Below are 25,337 nucleotides of genomic sequence, written 5' to 3'. Positions count from 1 at the left end.
AGGCCCTGCAAGCCCTGCATCAGCCCAATGAATAATCTACCGAATGGTCAGAAGTGGCGCTGAAACGAGTTTCAGGCGATTTTCACCCACACCTTTTCCACAGCTTGTTCATATTTTGCTCAACAGCCCTTGACGGAATTGATCAAAAAACGATCGAGCTACTGCAGGCTGCGAAGCACCTGGGCAGGGGAGTTCCTGCCACAGGTTATCCACAGGCGGTTCCACGGCGTTTGGGGAGAACCTTCAGGCGTCGAGCAACTGCGCCTGGACACGACCACGACTGAGGTCGTTGAGGAGTTTCTGCAGGGGGTCGACCTGGGCGGTCGGCAGGTTCACCGTCAGGCGCACGCCTTCGGCACCAAAGGCTTCGTCTTCGACGCTGGCACCCAGCGCCAGCACCCTGGCCTTGAACAGCGCGTGCTCGGCGAAGCTGCAGGCAAAAGCCAGGCGGCTGCTGGGGACCAGCTCGATGCGTTCGGCGTCCTGCAGGCATTTCGCCGCGCAGCCGCCGTAGGCGCGGGCCAGGCCGCCGGTACCGAGCTTGATGCCACCGAACCAGCGGCTGACCATGACCACCACGCGGTCCATGTCCTGCCCCTCGATGGCCACCAGCATCGGCCGACCAGCAGTTCCGCCGGGCTCGCCGTCGTCGCTGAAGCGGTACTGGTTGCCCAGCTTCCACGCCCAGCAATTGTGCCCGGCGCTGGCGTCGCGGTGCGCGGCGAGGAAGGCCATGGCCTCGGCCTCGCTGGCAATCGGCGCGGCGACGCAGTGGAAGCGGCTCTTGCGGATGTCTTCCTCGTAACGGGCGGCAGTGGCGAGGGTGAAACTCATTCGGCGGCTGGCGGCGGCGTCAGCCCGCAACCCTTGAGGATGATGCGGATGAGGTTGTCGCTGGCAGCGCTGAAGTCCTGTTTGGACAGGCGCTTGCGGCCGGTGACGAAGCCGATCTGGGTGGCGAAGTCGGCGTAGTGCTGAGTGCTGCTCCAGATCAGGAAGATCAGGTTCACCGGATCGACGGCGTCCATCTTGCCGGCATCGACCCAGCCCTGGAACACGGCAGCGCGGCCGGCGAACCAGGTGCGGTAGTCCTGGCTGAAGTGCTCGGAAAGGCATTCACCGCCGCTGATGATTTCCATGGCGAACACCCGCGAGGCCTGCGGGAAGCGGCGGGAGAACTCCATCTTGGCGCGGATATAGGTGGCCAGCGCAAGCGCCGGGTCGTCGTCCACGGTGAGGTGGTTGAAGGTGCTGTCCCACAGCTCGAGGATGTTGCTCAGCACCGCCACGTACAGCCCCAGCTTGTTGCTGAAGTAGTAGTGCAGGTTGGCCTTGGGCAGGCCGACGCGCTGGGCAATGGTGTTCATGCTGGTGCCCTTGAAGCCGTGGCGGGCGAACTCCTCCTCGGCGGCGGCGAGGATGGCTTCCTCGTTCTTCTGGCGGATGCGGCCGGCGGGCTTTTCACCTTGGGCGGCGGTATGGGCGGGTACCTGGAGGGTCATGCGGGATGTCCGTGCATTGAGCGGGAGGCGCTGCATGGATAACCCAGGCGCATGAGGGGATTCAAGCAGAAGGAAGGAAAAGTCGCAGAAAACGATGCGCCGCCATCGACATGACGAGCCCCTCCCCGGCGGAGCCCCCGGCAGAACGCCGGGGGCTGCCAGGTCACTTGGCTGCGACCGTACCTGCGGTGTTGTGGTGACCGCCGCCGCCGCTGTTGCCGATCGCAGCACCGGCAGCGACAACAGCCGCACCAATACCAACGGCCGCGCCGACGGTGAGGGAACCCACCAACGGAGTGGACAGACCCAGCCCTGTGCCCGATACGGACGCCGCAGTGCCAGTAGCAGTAGCGGCACCCGCAGTACCAGCGGCACCAGCTGCCGCCGCACCGGCATGGCCGGCGCCCGTTTCAGCGACCGCGGCCTGGGGAACCGGGCGAATCACAGTGCCCTGGTAGAAGCCGCCCTGGTGGGTGGCGTCAAACTGCTCCAGCGGCTTGACCCTGCCATTGCCGCCGGACTGAACATGTTCTTCTTGCTGCGAATGCCTGGACGCTTGCGGAGCCGCCATTACGGGAGCGCACAGGCTCGCGGCGATGGCCGCGACTAACAGTTTTTTCATTGCTCACATCTCCTTGGTGAAGCTAAAGAGATGCAACGCTAGAGCTTACGGGGATCCCAACCAATTGGCCGACAGCCGGATGACTGATCAGACACTTCCGAATTTATTGCGGGATTTGCTGCCAGCGCCCGTACAGGCCGCGGCCACTCCATAAAGAACAACCCCGCCGAGCGGCGGGGTTGTGGGGAACATCAGAAGTGGTACTTGACCAGCGCGCTGACGGTGTTCTGGTCGGTGGTGAAGTACTGCGAATCCTTGATGCCGTACTTGTCGGACCAGTAGTCGTACTCGATACCCACGTACAGGTGCTTGGCCTCGTAGCCCAGGGACTTGCCCAGGTCGTACTTGAGCTGCGGGTTGAAGTGCAGGTTGGCGTGGTAGTCCGCCTGGTTGCGGCGACCGGAGCTGGCGTCCTTGTTGTTGACGACCCAGTCCATGAAGCCGTCGAACAGGATGTCGGAGTTGCCCACCGGGAAGGTGATGGCCCAGGCCGGGGTGATCTGCCAGGCGCCGGACGGCACGCGGTTGCCGTCGGGCTTGCGGTAGTAGAAGTTCAGCTGGAAGTAATCGAAGCCCGGCAGCGCCAGGTCGAAGCCCGGGCCGAGCAGGTAGGACTCGACATCGCCTTCGCCGAACTCGTAGGTGCTGGCCAGCAGGACGTCCTTGACCGGGCCGAAGGACAGGTCGGTGCCGGTGATCTTGCCGAACGACAGGCGCGGGCTGAACTCGCCGTAGTAGGTGTTCTTGCCGTTGTTGGCGCTTTCCTTGCCGTTGTAGTTGATCTGGTCGACGAAGAACCAGATGTCACCCCAGGTCTAGGCGCTCGCACTCTCGAAGGTGAAGGTCTGCTGGATCGGCGGATCGACCTTGAAGTTCTTGCCCCACAGGTAGGTCAGGCTTTCGTTGTGCCAGATCAGCGGACCGTCGTTGACGGCCGGTGCCGGGCTCAGGTCTTCACCGCCGGCCATGGCCTGGCCGGCCGCGAGCAGCCCGCCGGCGAGCAGCAGGGATGCGAGAGTGCGAGTCATGCGTTGCTCCTAATCAGTGCAGTCGTGTTGCGTTTTTTAATTGTCAGCGGAACCTGTCCGGTCGGTCAGGGCCAGGCGAGGAAAAGCAAGATTGGCGCCAATTCCCAGCCGATGTTCCACTTTTATCTCGAATCCCTGGGGACTCATCCTTTGGCAGGTCAAACGCAGGGGGCAAGGGCCGGGCCATTTCCTGACCCACAGGACAACTTCGCCTGATCCTGGGGCAATCCGCTCGGCGACAGCACGGCAATGGGGATCACCCACCGGAAGATTGGATACATGACAAATCTGTTTTGAATCGAATCAATACAAATTATGTATACAACTTCCCTGTAGGAAATCTACCCAATACCTCTGGGGAAACACCCTGCGTTTTCCGGGCGCGGATAATGCCAGACAAGGGCGCTCGCCACACCTGCCAGAGTGCCTCGGGCCGCCGGGCGGTTGACCTTTGCGGGCCTCGTGCCGGGCCCCCGTGCTTTGCCAGCCGGCGACATTGCGCGAAGATATACCGATGAAAGGACAAGCCCCCGAACTGCAACGCCTGATCCCGCTGCTCGAACGCCTGCCGCGGCCGGTCTATGCCCGCGCCGAACGCCTGCGCGCCGGCTCCTGGACCAGTCGGCACCATCACGCCTGGGTGCAACTGTCCTACGCCATCACCGGCGTGCTCGGCGTGCATACGGCTGAAGGCAGTTTCTTCGCCCCGCCGCAGCGGGCGATCTGGATTCCGGCCTTTCTCGACCATGAAGTGGTGACCTCGACCCAGGCGGAGATGCGCAGCCTGTATATCCGCGACGACGCCTGCCGGTGGGCGCCGGATCGCTGCCGGGTGCTGGAGGTGACGCCGCTGGCACGCGAGCTGATCAAGAGCTTCTGCGAACTGCCGGTGGATTATCCCCAGGGCGACAGCGCCGAATCGCGGCTGGTGGAAGTGTTGCTGGACCAACTGCGCGACCTGCCGGAAGTGGCCTTTTCCCTGCCGATGCCGCAGGAAGGGCGATTGCTGCAGCTATGCCAGACGCTGATCGACCATCCCACCGACAGCCACACCCTGGGCGACTGGGCGCAGCGCATCGGCACTTCGGAGAAGACCTTGTCGCGGCTGTTCCAGCGCGAGACCGGGATGACCTTCCGCCTGTGGCGCCAGCGCCAGCGATTGCTCGCCTCCCTCGGCTCGCTGGAGGCCGGCGACAGCGTGACGGCGGCGGCGCTGGATTGCGGGTATGACTCCACCTCGGCGTATATCGCGTCGTTCAAGGGGTTGTTCGGCTTTACGCCGGGGGATCTGTTCCGCCAGCGATAGGCCGTGCCGGCGGAAAGCAATCGCGGACGCAGTCCGCTCCTACGCGGGGATGGGTTCCGGGTAGAAGCGGACTCCGTCCGCGATCGGCTTGATCCGACATCGGGCCGTACCGCCCCACCCGTGCAACATCGGCGGATTTCCGCTCACCATCCCCAGCAATCGGCGCCCATTCGCCGGCCAAGGTCCCCCTGAAAATCGCTCAAACCCCTCTGCCACGCGGCTTTCGCGCCTTGGCACGCTGCCTGCTATCGCCCTCCACACTGCACCGCCCTCGCGGCGCGCCGGCGTGACGTTACGAGCAGTCCGCACGCCTGACGACAACAACGACAAAGAGGAATACCCATGGATAGCGCAAGCGCCGTCTCCGCTTCTGCCGCACCCCGCACGACTTCCCAGCGCATCAAGTCGATCTTCAGTGGCTCGGTCGGCAACCTGGTCGAGTGGTACGACTGGTACGTCTACGCCGCCTTCTCGCTGTACTTCGCCAAGGCGTTCTTCCCCCAGGGCGACATGACCGCCCAGCTGCTGAACACCGCCGCGATCTTCGCCGTGGGCTTCCTCATGCGTCCGATCGGCGGCTGGCTGATGGGCATCTACGCCGACCGCAAGGGCCGCAAGGCGGCGCTGCTGGCCTCCGTGCTGCTGATGTGCTTCGGCTCGCTGATCATCGCCCTGACCCCCAGCTATGAAACCATTGGCGTCGGCGCGCCGATCCTGCTGGTGCTCGCGCGCCTGCTGCAGGGCCTGTCGGTGGGCGGCGAATACGGCACCTCCGCGACCTACCTGAGCGAGATGGCCAACAAGGAGCAGCGCGGCTTCTTCTCCAGCTTCCAGTACGTGACCCTGATCTCCGGCCAGCTCATCGCCCTGGCGGTGCTGATCGTCCTGCAGCAGACCCTGACCGTCGAGCAGCTGGAAAGCTGGGGCTGGCGTGTGCCGTTCTTCATCGGTGCGCTGTGCGCGGTCGTTGCCATGTACCTGCGTCGCAACATGGAAGAGACCGAGTCCTTCAGCTCCAAGAAGGAAGAGCCCAAGGAAAGCCTGATGCGCTCGCTGATGCGCCATCCGAAGGAAGTCCTCACCGTGGTCGGCCTGACCATGGGCGGCACCCTGGCCTTCTACACCTACACCACCTACATGCAGAAATACCTGGTGAACACGGTGGGGATGAGCAAGACCGACTCCACCATGATCTCGGCGGCCACCCTGTTCCTGTTCATGCTGCTGCAGCCGATCGTCGGCGCGCTGTCGGACAAGATCGGCCGTCGCCCGATCCTGATCGCCTTCGGCGTGCTGGGCACCGTCTTCACCTACCCGATCCTCAGCACCCTGCACACCATCGACACCTGGTGGGGCGCGTTCTTCCTGATCATGGCCGCGCTGGTCATCGTCAGCGGCTACACCTCGATCAACGCCGTGGTGAAGGCCGAGCTGTTCCCCACCGAGATCCGCGCCCTGGGCGTGGGCCTGCCGTACGCACTGACCGTCTCCATCTTCGGCGGCACCGCCGAGTACGTGGCCCTGTGGTTCAAGAGCATCGGCATGGAGAGCGGCTTCTACTGGTACGTCACCGCGTGCATCGCCTGCTCGCTGCTGGTCTACGTGACCATGAAGGACACCCAGAAGCACTCGAAGATCACCACCGACTGATTGGGCTTCTTGCCCAGGCCCCGGCGCACACTCTTCGGGGTTTTTTATCCACAAGGCCCGGCATATTGCCGGGCCTTGTCGTTCCTGCTTTTCGCTTTTCGTAGGAGCGAGCTTGCTCGCGAACCGGGTCCGCAGCGAGGCTCGTTCGCGAGCAAGGACAGGGCGTCCCCCTCGGCCCTACCAGAGCAGGTCCGGCGCGTGGGTTATCCTTGCCCCATCCCGTCAAACTGCTGGAGCCTGCCATGACCACCCCGAAATCCGCCCTGATCATCGGCGCCTCGCGCGGCCTCGGCCTGGGCCTGGTACGCGAACTGCTGGATCGCGGCTGGGACGTCACCGCCACCGTGCGCGACGCCGCCAACGCCGGTGAACTGGCCGCGCTGCCGGTGCGCGTCGAATCCCTGCTGCTGGACGACGCGCAGTCCCAGGACCGCCTGGCCGAAGGCCTGGCCGGCTCGCACTTCGACCTCATCTACATCAACGCCGGCATCTACGGCCCGGCGCACCAGTCGGCCATCGACGCCAGCCTGGCCGACGTCGGCCAGCTGTTCATGGTCAACGCCATCGCCCCGCTGCGCCTGGCCGAGCGCCTGCTGCCACGCCTGAACGCCGAGCACGGCGTGCTGGCCTTCATGACCTCCGAGCTGGGCAGCGTCGCCGGCAACACTTCCGGTGGCATGGCGCTGTACCGCGCGAGCAAGGCCGCGCTCAATTCGCTGACCCGCAGCTTCGTCGCCGAGCTGGGCGAAACCGCCATCACCGTGCTCAACCTGCATCCGGGCTGGGTGCGCACCGACATGGGCGGCGAATCCGCGCCGCTGGACGTGGCAACCAGCGCGAAAGGCCTCGCCGACCAGGTCGAAGGCCACGCCGGCCGTGGCGGGCAGTTCTACCTGGACTACCAGGGGACGACGATCGACTGGTGACGCGCCACGCCGTGGGCGTTACCATGCGCCCACGTCTGACCCTCGGGTCAACGCACCTGGATCAGCAGACAGGGTGAACACTGAGCTGGCTCTCTTACCACAGGAGCCGGCCCGCCTCAGGCAACGGCTCCGCCTGATGAGGATTCACTTATGTCTTCCCCGCGTCTGTGGCTGCGCAACCCGCTGGCCATCTTCACTGCCAATGACCAGGATGCCCGCGGCGGCATCGTCGTCCAGGACGGCCGCATCGTCGAACTGGTCGCCGCCGGCCAGCAACCCAAGGCTCCCTGCGAGCAGACCTTCGACGCCAGCCAGCACGTGCTGACGCCCGGCCTGATCAACACCCACCACCACTTCTACCAGACCCTCACCCGCGCCTGGGCGCCGGTGGTGAACCAGCCGCTGTTCCCCTGGCTGAAGACCCTCTACCCGGTGTGGGCTCGCCTGACGCCCGAGCAACTGGGCGTGGCCACCAAGGTCGCCCTGGCCGAACTGCTGCTGTCGGGCTGCACCACCGCTGCGGACCATCACTACCTGTTCCCCGATGGCCTGGAGCAGGCCATCGACGTGCAGGCCGGGGTGGTCCAGGAACTGGGCATGCGCGCCATGCTCACCCGCGGCTCCATGAGCCTGGGCGAGGCCGACGGCGGCCTGCCGCCGCAGCAGACCGTGCAGAGCGCCGAAGCCATCCTCGACGACAGCCAGCGCCTGATCCGCGAATACCATCAGCGCGGCGATGGCGCCCAGGTGCAGATCGCCCTGGCGCCCTGCTCGCCGTTCTCGGTGACCCCGGAAATCATGCGCGCCAGCGCCGAACTGGCCGAGCGCGAGGACGTGCGTCTGCACACCCACCTCGCCGAAACCCTCGACGAGGAAGACTTCTGCCTGCAGCGTTTCGGCCAGCGCACCGTGGACTACCTGGACAGCGTCGGCTGGCTCGGCCCGCGCACCTGGCTGGCCCACGGCATCCACTTCAACGACGAAGAAATCCAGCGCCTGGGCGCCGCCGGCACCGGCGTCTGCCATTGCCCCAGCTCGAACATGCGCCTGGCCTCGGGCATCTGCCCCACCGTGGCCCTGGAAGCCGCCGGTGCGCCGGTGGGCATCGGCGTGGATGGCTCGGCCTCCAACGATGCGTCGAACATGATCCTCGAAGCCCGCCAGGCCCTGTACATCCAGCGCCTGCGCTACGGCGCCGAGCAGATCACCCCGGAGCGCGCGCTGGGCTGGGCCACCCGCGGTTCGGCGAAGCTCATCGGCCGCAGCGACATCGGTGAGCTGGCGGTGGGCAAGCAGGCTGACCTGGCGTTGTTCAAGCTCGACGAGCTGCGCTTCTCCGGCAGCCACGACCCGCTCTCCGCGCTGCTGCTGTGCGGCGCCGACAAGGCCGATCGGATCATGATCGGCGGCAGCTGGCGGGTGATCGACGGCGAAGTCGAAGGCCTCGACCTCAAGCGCCTGATCGCCGACCACACCCAGGCGGCGCGCAAGCTGCTCGGTACGCTGTAAGGCTTCTTCCATGACGGTAGGGCGCCCTCCGCGTCCATTAAGAGCAAGAGCCCCTCACCCTAACCCTCTCCCGCAAGCGGGAGAGGGGACAGTTCAGTGCAGGGAGTACCCAAGGCGTCAGCCGGCAAATTCTGCCCCCTCTCCCTTCAGGGAGAGGGTTAGGGAGAGGGCAGTCCCCGCGAAGAACTTTACGTAGGAGCGGACTCTGTCCGCGATGGTCTCCGGCGCGATGCGGGCCTATCGCGGACGAAGTCCGCTCCTACGCTCCCTGCCTGTCACGTGGCACAACGTGGCTCCGGATGCCACGGGAACGGGCACGTTTTGCCATCGAAAAATCGCTACAACCCGCGCCGTACAAGGTCTGCGCACTACCGCCCGTCGCCCTCCGCACAGCGACGATGAACGGTCATTCAGCAAAAACCCCTCTAGATCAAGGGTCTATCCCCTGCGACGGGAATATGCCGCCAGTTTGACATCATCCATTGGCACTCTAGTTTTAAATCGCAGCGCCGAATTCCTGCTCAAGAAGTAGTCAGCAGCCGTTCGGCCCGGTCACCGGCGCCCGGCAATGGAGTGCATTCATGCGCGATTCACAATTGAACCCGTCCGCGGGTCAAGGCATTGGCCAAGGCTGGCCGCAGCGCCTCATCATCCAGTCCCTGCCGTGGGCCGTCGTCGCCGGCCTGTGCGCCGTGGGCGTGCCGTTCTGGTGGATGCTGCCGGTGGGCTGGGTTTCCAGCCTGGTACTGAGCCGCCTGCTGTGCGGCGCAACCAATGCCGCCAGCGATCCCCAGGCCACCACCCTGCACAGCGACGAGCTGCCGCACTGGCGCCCGCTGCAGGAAGCCATGGAAGGGCACCTGGCCCAGCTCAACGGCCATACCCACCAGATCGACAACCTCCTGCACCAGGCAATCCGCCAGCTCACCGACAGCTTCCATGCCCTCGCCGAGCGCATCGACACCCAGCGTGGCCTGTCCCACTCGCTGATCGAGCGCTACGACGGCCGCGGCCACATGGACGTCGATATCGACTTTCAGCGCTTCATCAACGCCACCCAGGAAACCCTCGGCCTGTTCGTCGAGGCCACCCTGGAGACCAGCCGCACCTCGCAGCAGCTGGTGCAGCGCATGGACCGCGTGACCCACAAGATCGCCGAGATCCTGCAATCCACCCAGGACATGGACGCCATCGCCAAGCAGACCAACCTGCTGGCCCTCAACGCCGCCATCGAGGCCGCCCGCGCCGGTGAGAGCGGCCGTGGCTTCGCCGTGGTGGCCGACGAGGTACGCGCGCTGTCCACCCGCTCCACGCACTTCTCCCAGGCCATCCGCGAGCACGTCGATGTGGTCTATCACGAGATCAAGGACGCCGAAGGCGCCATCAGCCAGCTGGCCGACAAGGACATGTCCTTCGCCCTGGATTCGCGGCAGAAGATCCAGCGCATGCTCGACGACCTCGACGCCATGAACCAGCACACCGTGAAGGTGGTGCAGGAGCTGGACCGCATCTCCCTGGAAGTCGGCGACGGGGTCAACGCGGCGGTCACCGCCCTGCAGTTCCAGGACATGAGCAGCCAGCTGCTCGGGCAGATCGGCAAGCACGGCGCGCGCCTCGGCGCCCTGGCTGTCGGCCTCGGAGCCCTCGATGGCCGCGAACCGGGCGAATGGGGCGAGCGCCTGCGCGGCGAAGTCGCCGAGCTCGGCCGGCCGCTGAGCAACCCGGTGGCGCAGACCAGTCTCAGCGCCGGCGAAGTGGAACTGTTCTGACGCCGTTCCCGTCCCGCCCACAGGAGGCATTGCCATGCTGCAGTCCCTTTACGAATACCTGGCCAACCTCGCCCTGATCGGCTGAGAGCCACTCTTTCCGCGCGCCGGGAAGGCGCGCTGACGCGCCGCCCGGCGGGTAAACACGCATTGCCACCAGGAGAACCAACGCAATGGGTAAGCAGATTCTGATCGTCGATGACTCGGCCTCGATCCGGCAGATGCTGAGCTTCACGCTCAAGTCCGCCGGCTACGAGGTGGACGAGGCCGTGGACGGCAAGGACGGCCTGGGCAAGGCCCAGCGCAAGTCCTACCAGCTGGTCTTCACCGACCAGAACATGCCGAACATGGACGGCCTGTCGCTGATCCGCAGCCTGCGCGACATGGCCGGCTACCGCAGCACGCCGATCCTCATGCTGACCACCGAATCCAGCGACGCGATGAAGCAGCAGGGCAAGAGCGCCGGCGCCACCGGCTGGCTGGTCAAGCCGTTCGACCCGCCGAAACTGCTGGAAGTGACCCGCAAGGTCCTGCCCTAGGGGAACCCGGAATGGCGACTGGTATGGAGCAATTCCTCCAGGTGTTCTTCGAGGAAACCGACGAACACCTGGCGACCCTCGAACTCCTGCTGATCGGGCTCGATCTCGATCAGCCGGACGCCGAGGCGCTCAATGGCATCTTCCGCGCCGCCCACTCGATCAAGGGCTCCAGCGGCATGTTCGGCTTCGACGACCTGACCGCCGTGACCCACGAGCTGGAAACCCTGCTCGACCGCATCCGCTGTGGGCAGACCGCCCTGCACGTGGACATGATCGGCGTGTTCCTCGAAGCCCGCGACGTCCTGCAGCGCCTGCTCGATGCGCACCGCAGCCAGGTGCCCGATCCGGACGTACCGGTGGCCGCCACCGTGGAGCGCCTGCGCGCCTGGCTCGCCGAGCCCGCCGCGGTAGCTGCCGAGGACGGCTTCGGCCTGTTCGACAACGTCCCGGCTGAAACCGCCGCCAGCGCTGGCGATGACTTCGGATTCTTCGACGACGCACCGGGCATGCCCGAGACCGCTTCCAGCGAAACCAGCGCCAGCAGCGACGACGATTTCGGTTTCTTCGACGACGCCCCCGGTGCGCCGGATGCCAAGCCCGTCGAGCCCTACGGCATCTTCGACAAGGCTCCCGGCGCGCCCACAGCCGCAGTCGTCGTACCCAGCAGCGAACAGCCCAAGGCCGCGGCCAGCACCGCAAACAAGCCGGCCGCCCGCGCCGACAGCGAATCCAGCTCCATCCGCGTCAGCGTCGAGAAGATCGACAGCCTGATCAACCTGGTGGGCGAGCTGGTGATCACCCAGGCCATGCTCAGCCAGCTCAGCGAAGACCTCGATCCCACGCATTTCGAGCGCCTGCAGCAGGCCCTGGCGCAACTGGAACACAACACCCGCGACCTGCAGGAATCGGTGATGTCGATCCGCATGCTGCCGATCAGCTTCATCTTCAGCCGCTTCCCGCGCCTGGTGCACGACACCTCCGCGCGCCTGGGCAAGCAGGTCGAACTGATCCTCCAGGGCGAGCACACCGAACTGGACAAGAGCGTCATCGAGAAGCTCAGCGACCCGCTCACCCATATCGTCCGCAACAGCATCGACCACGGCATCGAGACCCCTGCCGAACGCCTGGCCGCCGGTAAGCCGGCCCAGGGTTCGGTGAAGCTCGCCGCCAGCCACCAGGGCGGCAGCGTGGTGGTGGAAATCTCCGATGACGGCCGCGGCCTGTCGCGCGAACGCATCCTCGCCAAGGCCCGCGAGAAGGGCTTGGCCGTACACGACGCAATGACCGACGCCGAGGTCTGGCAACTGATCTTCATGCCCGGCTTCTCCACCGCCGAAGCGGTCACCGAGCTGTCCGGCCGCGGCGTGGGCATGGACGTGGTACGGCGCAACATCCAGGCCATGGGCGGACGCATCGACATCGATTCGGCGCCCGGCATGGGCACCCGCATGAGCATCCGCCTGCCGCTGACCCTGGCCATCCTCGACGGCCTGATCGTCGCCGTGGAGCAGGTCAACTACGTGGTGCCGCTGACCTACATCGTCGAGTCGCTGCAGGCCCGTGCCGACGACGTGCGCGGCCTGGCCGGCGAGGACTCGACGGTGATCCGCGTGCGCGGCGAATACCTGCCGCTGTTCTCCCTCAACCAGCTGCTGCGCATCGGCGCGCCGCCCGTGCCGGCGGAGCAGGGAATCGTGGTGATCCTCGAATCCGAGGGCAAGAGCTTCGCCCTGCAGGTGGACGAACTGGTCGGCCAGCAGCAGGTGGTGATCAAGAGCCTGGAACAGAACTTCCGCCGGATCGACGGGATCGCCGGCGCCACCATCATGGGCGACGGCAGCGTCGCCCTGATCCTCGATGTAGACGCCCTGCCGCGCCTGGCGGCGCAAGGAGAAAGCACCCATGAGCGCAGCTGAAGCCGCCACCGCGACGAGCCCGGAGCAGGAATACCTGACCTTCACCCTGGGCCGCGAGGAGTACGCCATCGACATCCTGCGCGTGCAGGAAATCCGTGGCTACGACCAGGTCACGGCGATCGCCAACGCCCCGGCCTTCATCAAGGGCGTGATCAACCTGCGCGGCGCCATCGTTCCCATCGTCGACCTGCGCATCAAGTTCAACCTGGCCGACATCAGCTACGACCAGTTCACCGTGGTGATCATCCTCAACGTCGGCCGACGCATCGTCGGCGCGGTGGTGGATTCGGTCTCCGACGTGATCGCCCTGGCCGGCGAGGAGATCAAGCCGCGCCCGGAATTCGCCGCCAGCTTCGACACCGAGTACCTGCTGGGCCTGGCCACCGCCGGCGAGCGGATGCTGATCCTGGTGGACATCGAAAAACTCATGACCAGCCGCGAAATGGCGCTGGTCGACGACGCCGCGGCCTGAGCCGGGCAAACCCTGACAGAGCAGAGGATCAAGACAAATGGGTCTGTTCAACGCACACGCCGTGGCGCAACAACGCGCCGACCGCATCACCGCCATCCTCCACAGCCTGGTGGACGGCAACCTCGACGTGGCCATCGGCGAAGCCCCGGCCGCCGGCTACGAACGTCTCTACGACGGGCTGCGCAGCATCCAGCGCAACCTGCGCGAGCAGCGCGCCGAACAGGCCCAGGTGGAAGCCCTGGAAGCCGGCCTGGTGGAGATGACCCGCCAGCACGAGCTGGGCTGGATCGACGAGGTGATCCCGGTGGACAAGTTCGCCGGCCGCCCGGCGCGCATCGCCAAGGGCATCAACGACCTGGTCGCTGCGCACATCGCGGTGAAGATGAAGGTGGTCGCCACCGTCACTGCCTACGGCAAGGGCGACTACTCGGTGGAGATGGACCGTCTGCCGGGCAAGAAGGCCATCATCACCGAGGCCATCGACGGCGTGCGCAACAGCCTCAAGGCCAACGCCGATGCCGCCGAGTACAACGCGCGGATCAAGAGTGCGCTGGATAACGTCTCGGCCAACGTGATGATCGCCAACAACGATCTCGAGATCATCTACATGAACCGCACGGTGACCGAGATGCTCGGCAATGCCGAGGCCGACATCCGCAAGCAGTTGCCCAACTTCAACGCCGGCCGCCTGATGGGCACCAACATCGACATCTTCCACAAGAACCCGTCGCACCAGCGCAACATGCTGGCGCACCTGACCGCGCGGCATAAGGCCGAGCTGAACCTGGGCGGTCGGCGCTTCGCCCTGGACGTGGTGCCGGTGTTCAACGATGGCGGCGAGCGCCTGGGCTCGGCCGTGCAGTGGACCGACCGCACCGAGGAATACCGCGCCGAGCAGGAAGTCTCGCAACTGGTGGACGCCGCCGTCGCCGGTGACTTCAGCAAGCGCATCGACGCCGGCAACAAGGAAGGCTTCTTCCTGAAGATCGCCACCGGCCTGAACAACCTGGTGGATACCGCCGACAAGGGCCTGCGCGATGTCACCCGGGTACTCGGCGCCCTGGCCCAGGGCGACCTGACCCAGCGCATCGACGCCGACTACCAGGGCACCTTCGGCGAACTCAAGGACTACGCCAACGAAACCGCGCAGAGCCTGTCGCGCATGCTCGGGCAGATCCGCGAGGCGGCCGACACCATCCACACCGCCGCCGGCGAGATCGCCAGCGGCAACGCCGAACTGTCCACCCGCACCGAGCAACAGGCCTCCAGCCTGGAGGAAACCGCGTCGAGCATGGAGGAGCTGACCAGCACCGTGAAGCTCAACGCCGAGAACGCACGCCAGGCCAACTCGCTGGCGGTGAATGCCTCGGAAGTCGCCACCCAGGGCGGCAGCGTGGTGCAGAAGGTGGTGGGCACCATGTCGGCGATCAACGACTCGGCGCGCAAGATCGCCGACATCATCGGGGTGATCGACGGCATCGCCTTCCAGACCAACATCCTCGCCCTCAACGCCGCGGTGGAAGCGGCACGTGCCGGCGAACAGGGCCGCGGCTTCGCCGTGGTGGCCGGTGAAGTTCGCACCCTGGCGCAGCGCTCCGCCGCCGCCGCCAAGGAGATCAAGACGCTGATCAACGACTCGGTGGACAAGGTCGAGAGCGGCAACACCCTGGTCGCCCAGGCCGGCCAGACCATGAGCGACATCGTGGTCGCCATCAAGCGCGTCACCGACATCATGGCCGAGATTGCCGCCGCTTCCGCCGAACAGAGCAGCGGCATCGAGGAAGTGAACGGCGCCGTGTCGCAGATGGACGAGATGACCCAGCAGAACGCCGCGCTGGTGGAAGAAGCCGCCGCCTCGGCCGAGGCCCTGCAGGAGCAGGCCGGCATGCTCAACCAGCAGGTCGCGGTGTTCAGGCTCGAAGCCGTTGCCGCCACCGTGGTGCCGCTGGCCTCCGCACGCCCGGCCCGCGCCGAGCCGGTCGCGCACACCTCGCGCGCCGCCCGCGGCGTGGCCAAGGCGGTGCGCGCCAAGGGCAAGGAAGACGACTGGGAAGAGTTCTGATCGGGCGGGGCTGAGGGATGGCGGCGGCCGGAGCAATGGGAGGGTCGGCTGCCGCGGGCGGACCAGGGAGGGTCGGGCGATGTTCGCCACACCGACTTCAAGAGCCCCTCACCCTAACCCTCTCCCAAAGGGAGAGGGGACTGATCGGCATGGTTGGAAATGCCGTGCCACCCGAATACACCGTACGGCCCCCTCTCCCTCTGAGCGGGGCGCGCAGCCAGGGCTGGGGTGAGGGCAATGCCCCGCGCAGAACTTTCTCACTCCAACAAAGAGGTAGGGCGCATAACGCCACCAGCGTTATCCGCCATCGCGACGGATGACCGTGCCGGGTCAGCGCCCCACGCAATCCCGCTCAACTCCGAGACCAACCGATGTCGATCAACCTGCCCGCCCCCGAGCACGAATTCCACTACACCCGCCGGGACTTCCAGCAGGTGCGCGAGCGTCTGTACCAGCACGCCGGCATCAGCCTCTCGGAGAGCAAGCAGCAGCTGGTCTACAGCCGCCTTTCGCGGCGCCTGCGCAGCCTGCGGCTGGGCAGCTTCGCCGAGTACTTCGCCTACCTGGAGAGCCACGAGGAAGAATGGCAGCAGTTCGTCAACGCGCTGACCACCAACCTCACCGCATTCTTCCGCGAGAAGCACCACTTCGACCACCTCGGCCGCTTCGCCATCGAGCAGCTGCGTGACCATCGCCCGCTGCGCTTCTGGTCCACCGCGTCGAGCACCGGCGAGGAGCCCTACTCCATGGCCATGACCCTGGTGGACGCGTTGGGCAGCTTCGCCCCGCCCGTCGAGCTGATCGCCTCGGACATCGACACCGGCGTCCTTGGCCAGGCGCGCCAGGGCGTCTATCCGCTGGAGCGCATCGAAGCGCTGAGCCCCGCGCAGAAGAAGCGCTTCTTCCTCCGCGGCACCGGCGGCAATGCCGGCAAGGTGCGGGTGGTGCAGGAACTGCGGCAGCTGATCGACTACCGGCAGATCAACCTGCTGGACAAGGAATGGGGCATCGCCGGGGGACTCGACGCGATCTTCTGCCGCAACGTGATGATCTATTTCGACAAGCCGACCCAGACCCGCCTGCTCGAACGCATGGTGCGCCTGCTGCGGCCTGGCGGGCTGTTCTTCGCCGGGCACTCGGAAAACTTCGTCCACGCCAGCCACCTGGTGCGCTCGGTGGGCCGCACGACGTACCAGGCGGTGGGGAGCCATTGATGGGCGCAGCCCTCGACCAACCCAATCGCTACTACGATCCGCGCTTCGGCATGGAGGCAGTGAAGCTGCTGCCCGGCGAGTGCTATGTCACCGCCGAGCCGGTCATGCTGGTCACCGTGCTCGGCTCCTGCGTCTCGGTGTGCCTGCGCGACCGCAGCTGCGGCCTGGGCGGCATGAACCACTTCATGCTGCCCGGCGACACCGGCGTGCAGGGCCTGATGTCCAACTCCGGGCGCTACGGCGTGCACGCCATGGACCTGCTGATCAACGGCCTGATGCGTCGCGGCGGCCAGCGCCGGCACTTCGAGGCCAAGGTGTTCGGCGGCGGCTCGGTGCTGAAGAACCTCAGCGCCGATGTCGGCCAGCGCAATGCCGAGTTCGTCCTGGCGTACCTGGACAACGAGAACATCCCGCTGGCCGCCCAGGACCTGCTCGATATCCACCCGCGCAAGGTCTACTTCTTTCCCGACAGCGGCCGGGTACTGGTGCGCAAGCTGCGCACCCTGGCCAACGACACGGTGCTGCAGCGCGAGCAGCAATACCGCCAGCAACTGTCCCACCGCGCGCGCGGCGGGAGCATCGACCTGTTCTGAAGCGAGGTGAGCGTGATGCCCGTCAAGGTCCTGATCGTCGACGACTCGGCGCTGATCCGCAGTCTGCTCAAGGACATCATCCAGCAGGATTCCGAGCTGCAACTGGTGGGCGCGGCGCCCGACGCCTTCGTCGCCCGCGACCTGATCAAGCAGCACTCGCCCGACGTCATCACCCTGGATGTGGAAATGCCGCGCATGGACGGCCTGACCTTCCTCGACAAGCTGATGAAGGGCCGGCCGACGCCCGTGCTGATGATCTCCTCGCTCACCGAGAAAGGCTCCGAAGCCACCCTGCGCGCCCTGGAACTGGGCGCCATCGACTTCATCGCCAAGCCGCGCCTGGGCATCGCCGAAGGCATGCAGGCGTATGCCGAGGAAATCTGCGCCAAACTCAAGGCCGCCGCCCGCGCGCGCCTGCCCCGTGCACGCCCGGCAGCCTCGACCAGCGCACCGGCAGCGAGCAGCGCGCCGCTGCTGAGCACCGAAAAGATCTTCGCCATCGGCGCCTCCACCGGCGGCACCGAGGCGATCAAGGAAGTCCTGCTGGGGCTGCCACCGGACTGCCCCGGCACCGTGGTGACCCTGCATATGCCGCCGGGCTTCACCAAATCCTACGCCGAGCGACTGGACCGGCAGACGCGCCTGTCGGTACGCGAAGCCCGCGACGGTGACCGCATCCTTCCCGGCCACGTGCTGCTCGCCCCCGGCGACTTCCACATGGAGGTGCAGCGCAGCGGTGCCAACTATGTCGTGCGCCTGCACCGCGAAGCGGCAGTGAACGGCCACCGGCCAGCGGTGGACGTGATGTTCAACTCCCTCGCCCGCTGCGCCGGGCGCAACCTCATCGCCGCCCTGCTCACCGGCATGGGCAAGGATGGGGCCCGGGGATTGCAGGCGATCCGTCAGGCCGGCGGCCACACGGTGGCCCAGGACGAGGCCACCTGCGTGGTCTACGGCATGCCCCGCGAGGCCGTGGAGCTGGGCGCAGCCAGGGAGGTCCTGCCGCTGGAGCGCATAGCAGGCTCCCTCCTACAGCAGGCACGCCAGAGTGGAAGTGGGAACAGGGTCTAGTTCTGCAGGAACCATCCGACGACTTCGAGCGACTTTTCAAACAGGGTCTAGACTCAGGCCAATTGACCGGCGCCAAGATTATGGCGATCCGATATCAATTTGGTTTGATTGTGCCCGTATACAAAATGCACAATTGAGCTTTCGCCAAAAGACCGGCACACGGCGGGCGACACGGGGAATCAAGAGAGCCATGGCGGCAAGATGGGGGTTGCGCGGCAAATCGGTGGTGGCACTGCTCATCGCCTGTCTCCTGGCTTTGGTTCCGGCGGTGATGCTGGGCTGGAAGGCCATGGAGGACATCCGCACGCATTTCGGCCTCGCCTTCGCGAGAAACTTCACACTGCTCAACCAGCAGAAGATCATCGCTCCGGTGATCCGCGAGCTGGCGCTGTCGCGGCGTCTGGCAGAGTCCGTGGTGACCCAGGACTGGCTGCTGGCCGAGAACGACCCGGCGCGGCGCGCGCTGTTCTTCCGCGAGGCCGAGGGCTTTCGCGCGGACCAGCACAACTACTCCTACTTCGTCGTGGTGGACTCTTCGCGCCACTACTACTTCAACGACTCCAGTTCGCCGCTGTCCAACTCGCCGCGCTACACCCTGAGCGAGAGCGACCCGCAGGACGCCTGGTACTTCGATACCTTGAAGCGCGACGAGACCTACAACATCAACGTCAACTACGACGCCAAGCTGAAGGTCACCAAGGTCTGGTTCAACATGGTGGTGCGCGCCGGCAACGAGAAGGTCGGCCTGGCCGGCGGCGGCCTGGACCTCACCGAGTTCCTCGACCAGTTCATCTCGCGCCGCGAGGCCGGGGTGACGCCGATGATCGTCGACCCCGACGGCGCCATCCAGGCGCACCCGGATACCCGCCTGATCGCCTACTCCTCCGGCTCCAGCGGCCAGGCCAAGCACCACGTGTTCGACCTGCTGGCCAACGACCAGGAGCGCACAGCGTTGCGCCAGACCCTGCGCCAGGCCGAGGCCAACCCCGGTGAAGTGGAAACCCTGTGGGGCACCATCGACGGCAAGGAACAGCTGATCGCCACCGCCTACATCCCGCAATTGCGCTGGCACGTACTCAGCGCCATCGACCTGCATGCCGCCCAGGTACTCGACAGCCGCTGGATCTGGCCGCTGGTGGGCACCCTGGCCGGGCTACTGGCGATCCTGCTGATCGGCTTCGCCTACACCGTCGACCTGCTGGTGCTGCGTCCGCTGCGCGGCCTCAAGCAATCGGCCAAGGCGATCGCCGCCGGGCAGTACGACAGCCCGCTGCCGCGCACCCGCCCGGACGAGATCGGCGAGCTGTCCAGCGCCTTCGCCAGCATGGCCGACCAGGTCCGCCGGCACACCGAGGAGCTGGAGGACAAGGTCCAGCAGCGCACCCAGGCGCTGGAAAAGGCCAACCGCGAGATGGCCGCCGCGCAGAAGAAGATCGGCGACTCCATCGACTATGCCAGCCTGATCCAGCGCGCCATCCTGCCTGATCGCCAGCTGCAGGCCTCCCTCGGCCAGCACCATTTCGTCCTGTGGAAACCCCGCGACGTGGTCGGCGGCGACTTCTACATCTACCGCGAAGGCCCGCTGGACAGCCTGATCGGCGTGGTCGACTGCGCTGGCCACGGCGTGCCCGGAGCGTTGATGACCATGCTCGCCCTGGCCGCCATCGACCATGCCATCGACAGCGTGAAGAGCCACGACCCGGCCGCCATCCTGCGTGAGACCGACCACGTGATGCGCGGCATGCTCGGCCAGGAAGAATTCACCCACTCGCTGGCCACCAACATGGATGCCGGCCTGGTGCGCGTCGACCACCAGCGCAAGGTGCTGCATTTCTCTGGCGCGAAGATTTCCCTGTTCGCCAGTGACGGCAGCGACGTGCGCGAATACAAGGGCGCGCGCCGCGCCATCGGCGACAAGCGCCAGGGCGACTATCAGGATGTGGAAATCCCGATGGAAGCCGGCTGGACCTACTACCTGTGCACCGACGGCTTCCTCGACCAGGCCGGCGGCGAGCACGGCTTCGGCTTCGGCAACAGCCGCTTCGCCGACCTGCTGCGCAACCACGCGCGCAGGCCGCTGGCCGAGCAGGCCGACGTATTCGCCGCTACCCTCGCCCAATACCAGGGCGAGCAGCCGCAGCGCGACGACATCACCATTCTCTCTTTCCGCTTCGACTAGGGGTTATTCCATGGAATCGCTAGATCTGTTGGCCATGCGCGAGAGCTACACCCGGCAACGCATATTGCTCTGCTTCAACGGCCCCATCTCGCGCAGCCTGATCGAGGAAATCGGCCACGCGCTGCGCAACTATATGCAGGCCGAGCAGGCGCACCCCAGCGAAGCGATGGACGTGTTCGCCGTCTACATCGAGATGACCCAGAACATCCGCCACTACGCCACCCAGCGCGGCTACAACGACCAGGAGGCCTCGGCCACCGTGGCGATTGCCCGCGACGACGAGGGCCACTACGTGGTCTCCGCCGGCAACCTGGTGGAACTGGCCGACGGCCAGGGCCTGGTGCGCAGCATCGAAGCCATCGCCGGGCTGGACAAGGCCCAGCTCAAGGCCGCCTACAAGGAACAGCTGCGCCGCCCGCGCGACGCCGAAGCCTCCACCGGCGCGGGCCTGGGCCTGCTGGACATCGCCCGCAAGTCCAGCGCGCCGCTCAAGACCTCACTCACCGAACAACCCGACGGCCGCGCCTTCTTCAGCCTGCGCGCCGTGATCTGATCCGCGAAATTCAGGAAGACCCGACATGAGCGATCTCAACGTCACCGGAACCCAATCCACCCCCCAGATCCATGGCGACTGGCAGGCCGGCATCCTTGCGATGCAGGGCGACTCCTACCCGGAGAACTCCTACGAGCTGTTCGGCCAGGTCATCGAATGGGTCGAACGCTTCCTCACCCAGGAACAGCGCCCGCTGGAACTCGACCTGCGCCTGCTGTACCTCAACACCAGCTCGATCAAGGCCATGATGGACATCTTCGACCTGCTCGAAGAAGCCCACAGCCAGGGCCGCGCGACCAGCGTGGCGTGGCACTATGACCGACGCAACGAACGCGTCGCCGAGCTGGCCGAGGAATTCCGCGAGGACTGCACCTTCCCCTTCGTCATCCAAGCCTACGACGAGTAAGAGCCATGACGACCGAGCGCGAGCTGGACCTGCTGATCGAAGAACTGCTGGCCGACCCCCAGTACGAAGGCCACCCCCTGCGCGAGGCCCTGTACCAGAAACACCAGCAATCCCTCGACCAGCTCGCGCGCCTGGAGCGCATCGCGCGGATTTCCGACGGCTTCCAGTCCATGGCCCGCGCGCAGAACAGCACCCTGTCCGAGCGCTACCACAAGCAGCTGCGCCAGCTGGAGAAGGTCGCGCGCATCTCCGACCGCTACCAGGACATGATGCGCGACCTCAACGTCGCGCTGAAGGAAGCCTCGACCCACGACACCCTCACCGGCATCGCCAACCGCCGCCTGCTGATGGAACGCCTGCGCGAGGAAAGCGAACGCGCCCAGCGCCACGGCGAGTCCTATGTGCTGGCCATGCTTGACGTCGACCGCTTCAAACAGGTCAACGACACCTGGGGCCACGAAGTGGGCGACCGCGTGCTGGTGGAAATCGGCCGCGCCATGGAATCCGCCCTGCGCCAGTACGACCTCTGCGGCCGCTGGGGCGGCGAGGAATTCCTGCTGATCCTCCCCGACACCCGCCTGGCCGACGCCGCCACCATTATCGAACGCGTGCGCAATGACATCCGCTGCCTGGCCGTACGTGTGGGCACCAACGCCCTCTCCGTCACGGCCAGCTTCGGCGTCGCCGAACACCATCCGGGCGAGAGCTACTCCCAGACCCTCAGCCGCGCCGACGCCGCCCTGCTCGACGCCAAGCGCAGCGGGCGGGACAAGTGCGAGTTCGCCACCGCCTGAGGCACTCCCGCGCACGGGTAGCCTCGCGGGGGCAGACCGATTAAGGTCACAGGACCGCAAGCAAAGGATGCAGCATGGCCACCAAGCCCCCCGCCACTCGCCAGCAGACTCACCTCGCTGTGCTGATCGACGCCGACAACGCCCCCGCCGCCATCGTCGAAGGCCTGTTCGAGGAAATCGCCAAGTACGGCGTCGCCAGCGTCAAGCGCATCTACGGCGACTGGACCAAGCCCAACCTGGGCAAGTGGAAACAGGTGCTGCTCGACCACTCCATCCAGCCCATGCAGCAGTTCGCCTACACCAGCGGCAAGAACGCCACCGACAGCGCTCTGATCATCGACGCCATGGACCTGCTCTACACCCGGCGCTTCGACGGCTTCTGCCTGGTCTCCAGCGACAGCGACTTCACCCGCCTGGCCGCACGCCTACGCGAGGAAGGGCTGACCGTCTACGGTTTCGGCGAGGAAAAGACACCCAAGCCCTTCGTCTCCGCCTGCGACAAGTTCATCTACACCGAGATCCTCCGCGCAGCGCCAGAACCCGTCGCGGAGCCCTCGCCGACCGCTGACAAGGCTGCGGCCCCGAGCACCGCCGAAGCGCCCAGGCCCGCCAGCAAACCCAAGTCGCAGAAAGTGCCGCTGGACTTCATCGCCAAGGTGCTCGACGACATCGACGGCGACGACGATGACTGGGTGCAGCTGGGCGCCCTGGGACAGAACATCAGCAAGCTGCAGCCGGCGTTCGATCCGCGCCTGTATGGCTTCAAGAAACTCAGCGACCTGATCAAGGGCCACCCCAAGCGCTTCGAACTGCAGGCTCGGGGCATCGGCAGCTCAGGCGGCAAGGACCTCTATGTACGCAACGTCGGCCCGGTGCGCTGAGCCTGCCTCAGCGCAATGAAGCACTCGCTCGGCCGGCATTAGACTGGCCGGCGAATCTGCGATGGAACCGCCCCATGCGTACCTGGCTGATCGCCCTGCTCCTCACCCTCGCCGCCGGCGCTGCCCAGGCCGGCACCCTGCGCTGCGGCACCGGCCTGATCAACGAAGGCGACCCGATGGACGAGGTGCTGGCCAAGTGCGGACAACCAGACAAACGCGCCATCGTCCCGCCGACTCCGCCCCGGCGCGGGCCGGACGGCAAGATCATCCCCGGCAGTCCGCAGCTGGAAACCTGGATGTACGGCCCCAGCAACGGCGCGTACCGCTACCTGCGCTTCCGCGATACCCGGCTGGAGCTGGTGCGCACCTCCCGCCAGGAAGAGTTCTGATTCCCGCCGCGCGTTCGCCCCAGGGGAGAACCACCCGGCCGCGGCGCACCTACTTTGCCGGCGACTGCTGGCGGATCACCTCGAACACGCCCTGCACCACCTTGGCCATGCGTCCGTAATCCAGGCGATCGGCCGTGTCACCGGCCAGGTGGTACTGCTCGTTCCGGAAGAACGCCGTGTCCGTCACCATCAGCGCCGCAAAGCCCTCGTCCCAGTAGCTGCGGTGATCGGAAAAGTCCACGCCCTCCAGCTGGCGCGGCGCGTTCATCGAACGCACCGGCAGGTCGCTGGCGCCGGCCATCACCGCCTTGGTCTCACGGATGAGCCGCACATCGCCGGGCCGCCCGACCAGGGCGATGAAATCGCCGGCGTCGGGGTAGAACGCCTTCATCAGCGGCGAAGGATAGTGCTGCGAGCCGGGCGTCGAATCGAAGTAGCCGATCATCTCCAGCGCCAGCATCAGGCGCAGCGGCCGCCCCGACGCCCGCAGCGCCCGCGCGTGGGCGACGCTGCCCATGGCATCGGTGGCGTAGTTCGGCGGCTCCTCCAGGGAATACGCCACCAGCTCGACGCCAACCGGCGGCGGATCGGCCTGGAGCAGGCGCGCCAGCTCCAGCAGGCCGGCCACCCCGCTGGCATTGTCGTCCGCCCCTGGGGTGTGGGTTTCGCGGCTATAGCCCTGGCCCGGCAAGGCCTCCCCGTGGGAATCATAGTGCGCGCCCACCACCACCAGCGGCCCCTGCGCCGGGCCGAAGCGGGCCACCACGTTGACGTAGTCGTGCATCCCTGCGCGGTAGCGCTGCAGCGTCACCTCGGCCCCTACCTCGCGAAACTGCGCCTCGATGTAGCGCGCCGCGGCCTCCAGGTTGGCCAATTGATCAGCGCTGCGCGGATAGAACTCCTCGGCCAACTGGCGTACGTGGCGCTGCAACGCCAGCGCATCCACCGCCGGCGGCGTCGAAGCCACTGGCCTGACACCCGGTTGGACGACCCAGAACCCGGCCACCATGGAAAACACGGCGAGCCCCCCCACCACCAGATACAGACTGTGCAACAGCATTTTCATGAACACCTCGAGCACTGATCCAGCGCGACATGTGGACCATCCACCAATCCCGCCAGCGCGGCGCCGACCTGTAGGCCATTGCGTCAGCCGGAACAAGTGACAGGGTGCGAAATCCGCTGCGGTGCGCCTGGAAACCTGCCTGCGTCACACTGCAGCGGCGGGTTGTCCCCCTCTCCGACCTTCGGCTCCCTATCCAACCCGGTCGCGTCTCCCTAGACTGGTCGCCTTCGCCAATCCGGAGGGCACCATGCAAACCCCATTCGATTTCACCCTCGGCATCGACCCGCAGGCGCGCGACGTCGTGGTCAAGGGCCTGCTCGCCTACAACCTGGGCCAGATGGGCCGCAGCAACACCTACGACGACTTCGAGCTCTATGCCCGCGACAACGACGGTGAAGTGGTCGGCGGCATGTTCGGCCAGTCCGGCATGGGCTGGCTCTACATCGACTACCTCTGGCTGCAGGACGACCAGCGTGGCAGCGGCCTGGGCAGCCAGCTCATCGCCCTGGCCGAAGACGAAGCCCGCCGCCGCGGCTGTGTCGGTTTGTTCCTCTACACCTATACGTTCCAGGCCCCCGGCTTCTACGAGAAGCAGGGCTTCGAGCGCATGGGCGTGCTGGAAGACTGCCCGCCGGGACATCAGCGCATCTACCTGAAGAAACACCTGGGCTGATCCCCGCACCGCTCCCTTGTAGGAGCGAGCTTGCTCGCGAACCCACCCGACGCCGGCCCTGCCGGTGTGTCACCGATAGCCAGTCCCCATGACTCCTGCGCTCGGCCAGCCCTCACCCTAACCCTGGCTGCGCGCCCCGCTCAAAGGGAGAGGGGACCGTTCGGCGCGTAGCGAAACCACCGTGGCAGCCGGCACGATCTGCCCCCGCAGGGCGCATAAC

23 protein-coding genes and 1 pseudogene are annotated in these 25,337 nt (G+C 66.2%); 19 read left to right on the top strand and 5 right to left on the bottom strand.

The annotated features are described in order from the left end of the window. Positions 1–243: 243 nt before the first annotated feature. The 4 genes and pseudogenes from HNP46_RS03905 to HNP46_RS03890 all read right to left on the bottom strand — a co-directional run bounded on the left by HNP46_RS03905 (position 244) and on the right by HNP46_RS03890 (position 3,152). A complete protein-coding gene (locus tag HNP46_RS03905; RefSeq protein WP_184586193.1) occupies positions 244–834 on the bottom strand; it encodes an IMPACT family protein in 591 nt (196 codons plus the stop codon). Beyond that, positions 831–1,502, bottom strand: coding sequence for a TetR/AcrR family transcriptional regulator (locus tag HNP46_RS03900; protein ID WP_184586192.1), 672 nt, complete (start codon positions 1,500–1,502; stop codon positions 831–833). The genes HNP46_RS03905 and HNP46_RS03900 overlap by 4 nt, the downstream gene beginning before the upstream one ends. A gap of 163 nt (positions 1,503–1,665) precedes the next feature. Then, positions 1,666–2,124, bottom strand: coding sequence for a hypothetical protein (locus HNP46_RS03895; RefSeq protein WP_184586191.1), 459 nt, complete (start codon positions 2,122–2,124; stop codon positions 1,666–1,668). Between the two features lie 191 nt (positions 2,125–2,315). Further along, positions 2,316–3,152, bottom strand: a pseudogene (locus tag HNP46_RS03890) (outer membrane protein OmpK). Positions 3,153–3,660: 508 nt separating this feature from the next. Here HNP46_RS03890 and HNP46_RS03885 point away from each other — a divergent pair. The 18 genes from HNP46_RS03885 to HNP46_RS03800 all read left to right on the top strand — a co-directional run bounded on the left by HNP46_RS03885 (position 3,661) and on the right by HNP46_RS03800 (position 23,378). Next, on the top strand, positions 3,661–4,458 hold the full coding sequence (locus HNP46_RS03885; RefSeq protein ID WP_184586361.1) for an AraC family transcriptional regulator: 798 nt from the start codon (positions 3,661–3,663) through the stop codon (positions 4,456–4,458). A 342-nt stretch (positions 4,459–4,800) separates the two neighbouring features. Then, positions 4,801–6,108 carry an MFS transporter gene (locus HNP46_RS03880; protein ID WP_184586190.1) on the top strand — a complete coding sequence of 436 codons (1,308 nt, stop codon included), beginning with the start codon at positions 4,801–4,803 and terminating at the stop codon, positions 6,106–6,108. A gap of 242 nt (positions 6,109–6,350) precedes the next feature. Continuing rightward, the gene (locus HNP46_RS03875) at positions 6,351–7,034 is read left to right on the top strand and encodes an SDR family oxidoreductase (RefSeq protein ID WP_184586189.1); all 684 of its coding nucleotides are present in this window, start codon (positions 6,351–6,353) and stop codon (positions 7,032–7,034) included. Between the two features lie 150 nt (positions 7,035–7,184). Then, complete coding sequence (locus HNP46_RS03870; RefSeq protein ID WP_184586188.1) at positions 7,185–8,543, top strand: 8-oxoguanine deaminase; 1,359 nt, start codon at positions 7,185–7,187, stop codon at positions 8,541–8,543. A 581-nt stretch (positions 8,544–9,124) separates the two neighbouring features. Further along, entirely contained in the window at positions 9,125–10,312 is a 1,188-nt protein-coding gene (locus tag HNP46_RS03865) for a methyl-accepting chemotaxis protein (RefSeq protein WP_184586187.1), read from the top strand. A 170-nt stretch (positions 10,313–10,482) separates the two neighbouring features. Continuing rightward, positions 10,483–10,848: a response regulator gene (locus tag HNP46_RS03860; protein WP_024766255.1), complete on the top strand. Its 366-nt coding sequence runs from the start codon at positions 10,483–10,485 to the stop codon at positions 10,846–10,848. A gap of 11 nt (positions 10,849–10,859) precedes the next feature. After that, on the top strand, positions 10,860–12,764 hold the full coding sequence (locus HNP46_RS03855) for a chemotaxis protein CheA (RefSeq protein ID WP_184586186.1): 1,905 nt from the start codon (positions 10,860–10,862) through the stop codon (positions 12,762–12,764). Further along, a complete protein-coding gene (locus HNP46_RS03850; RefSeq protein ID WP_184586185.1) occupies positions 12,751–13,236 on the top strand; it encodes a chemotaxis protein CheW in 486 nt (161 codons plus the stop codon). The genes HNP46_RS03855 and HNP46_RS03850 overlap by 14 nt, the downstream gene beginning before the upstream one ends. A gap of 37 nt (positions 13,237–13,273) precedes the next feature. Continuing rightward, complete coding sequence (locus HNP46_RS03845; protein ID WP_184586184.1) at positions 13,274–15,298, top strand: methyl-accepting chemotaxis protein; 2,025 nt, start codon at positions 13,274–13,276, stop codon at positions 15,296–15,298. A 371-nt stretch (positions 15,299–15,669) separates the two neighbouring features. Continuing rightward, complete coding sequence (locus HNP46_RS03840; RefSeq protein ID WP_184586183.1) at positions 15,670–16,512, top strand: CheR family methyltransferase; 843 nt, start codon at positions 15,670–15,672, stop codon at positions 16,510–16,512. Then, a complete protein-coding gene (cheD, locus tag HNP46_RS03835; RefSeq protein WP_184586182.1) occupies positions 16,512–17,105 on the top strand; it encodes a chemoreceptor glutamine deamidase CheD in 594 nt (197 codons plus the stop codon). The genes HNP46_RS03840 and cheD overlap by 1 nt, the downstream gene beginning before the upstream one ends. 15 nt (positions 17,106–17,120) lie before the next feature. After that, positions 17,121–18,176 (top strand): protein-glutamate methylesterase/protein-glutamine glutaminase, encoded by a 1,056-nt coding sequence (locus tag HNP46_RS03830; protein WP_184586181.1) that lies wholly within the window; start codon positions 17,121–17,123, stop codon positions 18,174–18,176. A 190-nt stretch (positions 18,177–18,366) separates the two neighbouring features. Then, positions 18,367–20,355 carry a biofilm regulation protein phosphatase SiaA gene (gene siaA, locus HNP46_RS03825; protein ID WP_184586180.1) on the top strand — a complete coding sequence of 663 codons (1,989 nt, stop codon included), beginning with the start codon at positions 18,367–18,369 and terminating at the stop codon, positions 20,353–20,355. 10 nt (positions 20,356–20,365) lie between these two features. After that, positions 20,366–20,908, top strand: coding sequence for a biofilm regulation protein kinase SiaB (gene siaB / locus HNP46_RS03820; protein ID WP_184586179.1), 543 nt, complete (start codon positions 20,366–20,368; stop codon positions 20,906–20,908). A 25-nt stretch (positions 20,909–20,933) separates the two neighbouring features. Beyond that, complete coding sequence (siaC, locus tag HNP46_RS03815) at positions 20,934–21,314, top strand: biofilm regulation phosphoprotein SiaC (protein ID WP_184586178.1); 381 nt, start codon at positions 20,934–20,936, stop codon at positions 21,312–21,314. A gap of 5 nt (positions 21,315–21,319) precedes the next feature. Then, on the top strand, positions 21,320–22,108 hold the full coding sequence (gene siaD, locus HNP46_RS03810; RefSeq protein WP_221454602.1) for a biofilm regulation diguanylate cyclase SiaD: 789 nt from the start codon (positions 21,320–21,322) through the stop codon (positions 22,106–22,108). 74 nt (positions 22,109–22,182) lie between these two features. Next, a complete protein-coding gene (locus HNP46_RS03805) occupies positions 22,183–22,989 on the top strand; it encodes an NYN domain-containing protein (protein ID WP_184586177.1) in 807 nt (268 codons plus the stop codon). Positions 22,990–23,063: 74 nt separating this feature from the next. Beyond that, positions 23,064–23,378, top strand: a complete 315-nt coding sequence (locus HNP46_RS03800; protein WP_184586176.1) for a DUF2845 domain-containing protein — start codon at positions 23,064–23,066, stop codon at positions 23,376–23,378. A gap of 49 nt (positions 23,379–23,427) precedes the next feature. Here the strand turns inward: HNP46_RS03800 and HNP46_RS03795 are convergent, their stop codons facing one another. Next, a complete protein-coding gene (locus tag HNP46_RS03795) occupies positions 23,428–24,444 on the bottom strand; it encodes a M28 family peptidase (protein ID WP_184586175.1) in 1,017 nt (338 codons plus the stop codon). Between the two features lie 247 nt (positions 24,445–24,691). Between HNP46_RS03795 and HNP46_RS03790 the strand changes: the two genes are divergently transcribed. Beyond that, a complete protein-coding gene (locus tag HNP46_RS03790; RefSeq protein WP_184586174.1) occupies positions 24,692–25,117 on the top strand; it encodes a GNAT family N-acetyltransferase in 426 nt (141 codons plus the stop codon). Positions 25,118–25,337: the final 220 nt, after the last annotated feature.

This window comes from Pseudomonas nitroreducens (assembly GCF_014204515.1).
In the GTDB taxonomy this organism is placed as follows: domain Bacteria; phylum Pseudomonadota; class Gammaproteobacteria; order Pseudomonadales; family Pseudomonadaceae; genus Pseudomonas; species Pseudomonas nitritireducens_A.
The sequence above is the reverse complement of the archived record's forward strand: the minus strand, read 5'-3'. Positions and strand labels throughout refer to the sequence as shown.

Coding starts and splice junctions, on each gene's coding strand:
- HNP46_RS03860 (WP_024766255.1), top strand. CDS start 10,483: ATGGGTAAGCAGATTCTGATCGTCGATGACTCGGCCTCGATCCGGCAG.
- HNP46_RS03865 (WP_184586187.1), top strand. CDS start 9,125: ATGCGCGATTCACAATTGAACCCGTCCGCGGGTCAAGGCATTGGCCAA.
- HNP46_RS03870 (WP_184586188.1), top strand. CDS start 7,185: ATGTCTTCCCCGCGTCTGTGGCTGCGCAACCCGCTGGCCATCTTCACT.
- HNP46_RS03855 (WP_184586186.1), top strand. CDS start 10,860: ATGGCGACTGGTATGGAGCAATTCCTCCAGGTGTTCTTCGAGGAAACC.
- siaA (WP_184586180.1), top strand. CDS start 18,367: ATGGCGGCAAGATGGGGGTTGCGCGGCAAATCGGTGGTGGCACTGCTC.
- HNP46_RS03850 (WP_184586185.1), top strand. CDS start 12,751: ATGAGCGCAGCTGAAGCCGCCACCGCGACGAGCCCGGAGCAGGAATAC.
- cheD (WP_184586182.1), top strand. CDS start 16,512: ATGGGCGCAGCCCTCGACCAACCCAATCGCTACTACGATCCGCGCTTC.
- HNP46_RS03880 (WP_184586190.1), top strand. CDS start 4,801: ATGGATAGCGCAAGCGCCGTCTCCGCTTCTGCCGCACCCCGCACGACT.
- HNP46_RS03875 (WP_184586189.1), top strand. CDS start 6,351: ATGACCACCCCGAAATCCGCCCTGATCATCGGCGCCTCGCGCGGCCTC.
- HNP46_RS03830 (WP_184586181.1), top strand. CDS start 17,121: ATGCCCGTCAAGGTCCTGATCGTCGACGACTCGGCGCTGATCCGCAGT.
- HNP46_RS03790 (WP_184586174.1), top strand. CDS start 24,692: ATGCAAACCCCATTCGATTTCACCCTCGGCATCGACCCGCAGGCGCGC.
- HNP46_RS03895 (WP_184586191.1), bottom strand. CDS start 2,124: ATGAAAAAACTGTTAGTCGCGGCCATCGCCGCGAGCCTGTGCGCTCCC.
- HNP46_RS03800 (WP_184586176.1), top strand. CDS start 23,064: ATGCGTACCTGGCTGATCGCCCTGCTCCTCACCCTCGCCGCCGGCGCT.
- HNP46_RS03840 (WP_184586183.1), top strand. CDS start 15,670: ATGTCGATCAACCTGCCCGCCCCCGAGCACGAATTCCACTACACCCGC.
- HNP46_RS03900 (WP_184586192.1), bottom strand. CDS start 1,502: ATGACCCTCCAGGTACCCGCCCATACCGCCGCCCAAGGTGAAAAGCCC.
- HNP46_RS03905 (WP_184586193.1), bottom strand. CDS start 834: ATGAGTTTCACCCTCGCCACTGCCGCCCGTTACGAGGAAGACATCCGC.
- siaD (WP_221454602.1), top strand. CDS start 21,320: ATGACGACCGAGCGCGAGCTGGACCTGCTGATCGAAGAACTGCTGGCC.
- HNP46_RS03845 (WP_184586184.1), top strand. CDS start 13,274: ATGGGTCTGTTCAACGCACACGCCGTGGCGCAACAACGCGCCGACCGC.
- HNP46_RS03805 (WP_184586177.1), top strand. CDS start 22,183: ATGGCCACCAAGCCCCCCGCCACTCGCCAGCAGACTCACCTCGCTGTG.
- siaC (WP_184586178.1), top strand. CDS start 20,934: ATGAGCGATCTCAACGTCACCGGAACCCAATCCACCCCCCAGATCCAT.
- HNP46_RS03795 (WP_184586175.1), bottom strand. CDS start 24,444: ATGAAAATGCTGTTGCACAGTCTGTATCTGGTGGTGGGGGGGCTCGCC.
- siaB (WP_184586179.1), top strand. CDS start 20,366: ATGGAATCGCTAGATCTGTTGGCCATGCGCGAGAGCTACACCCGGCAA.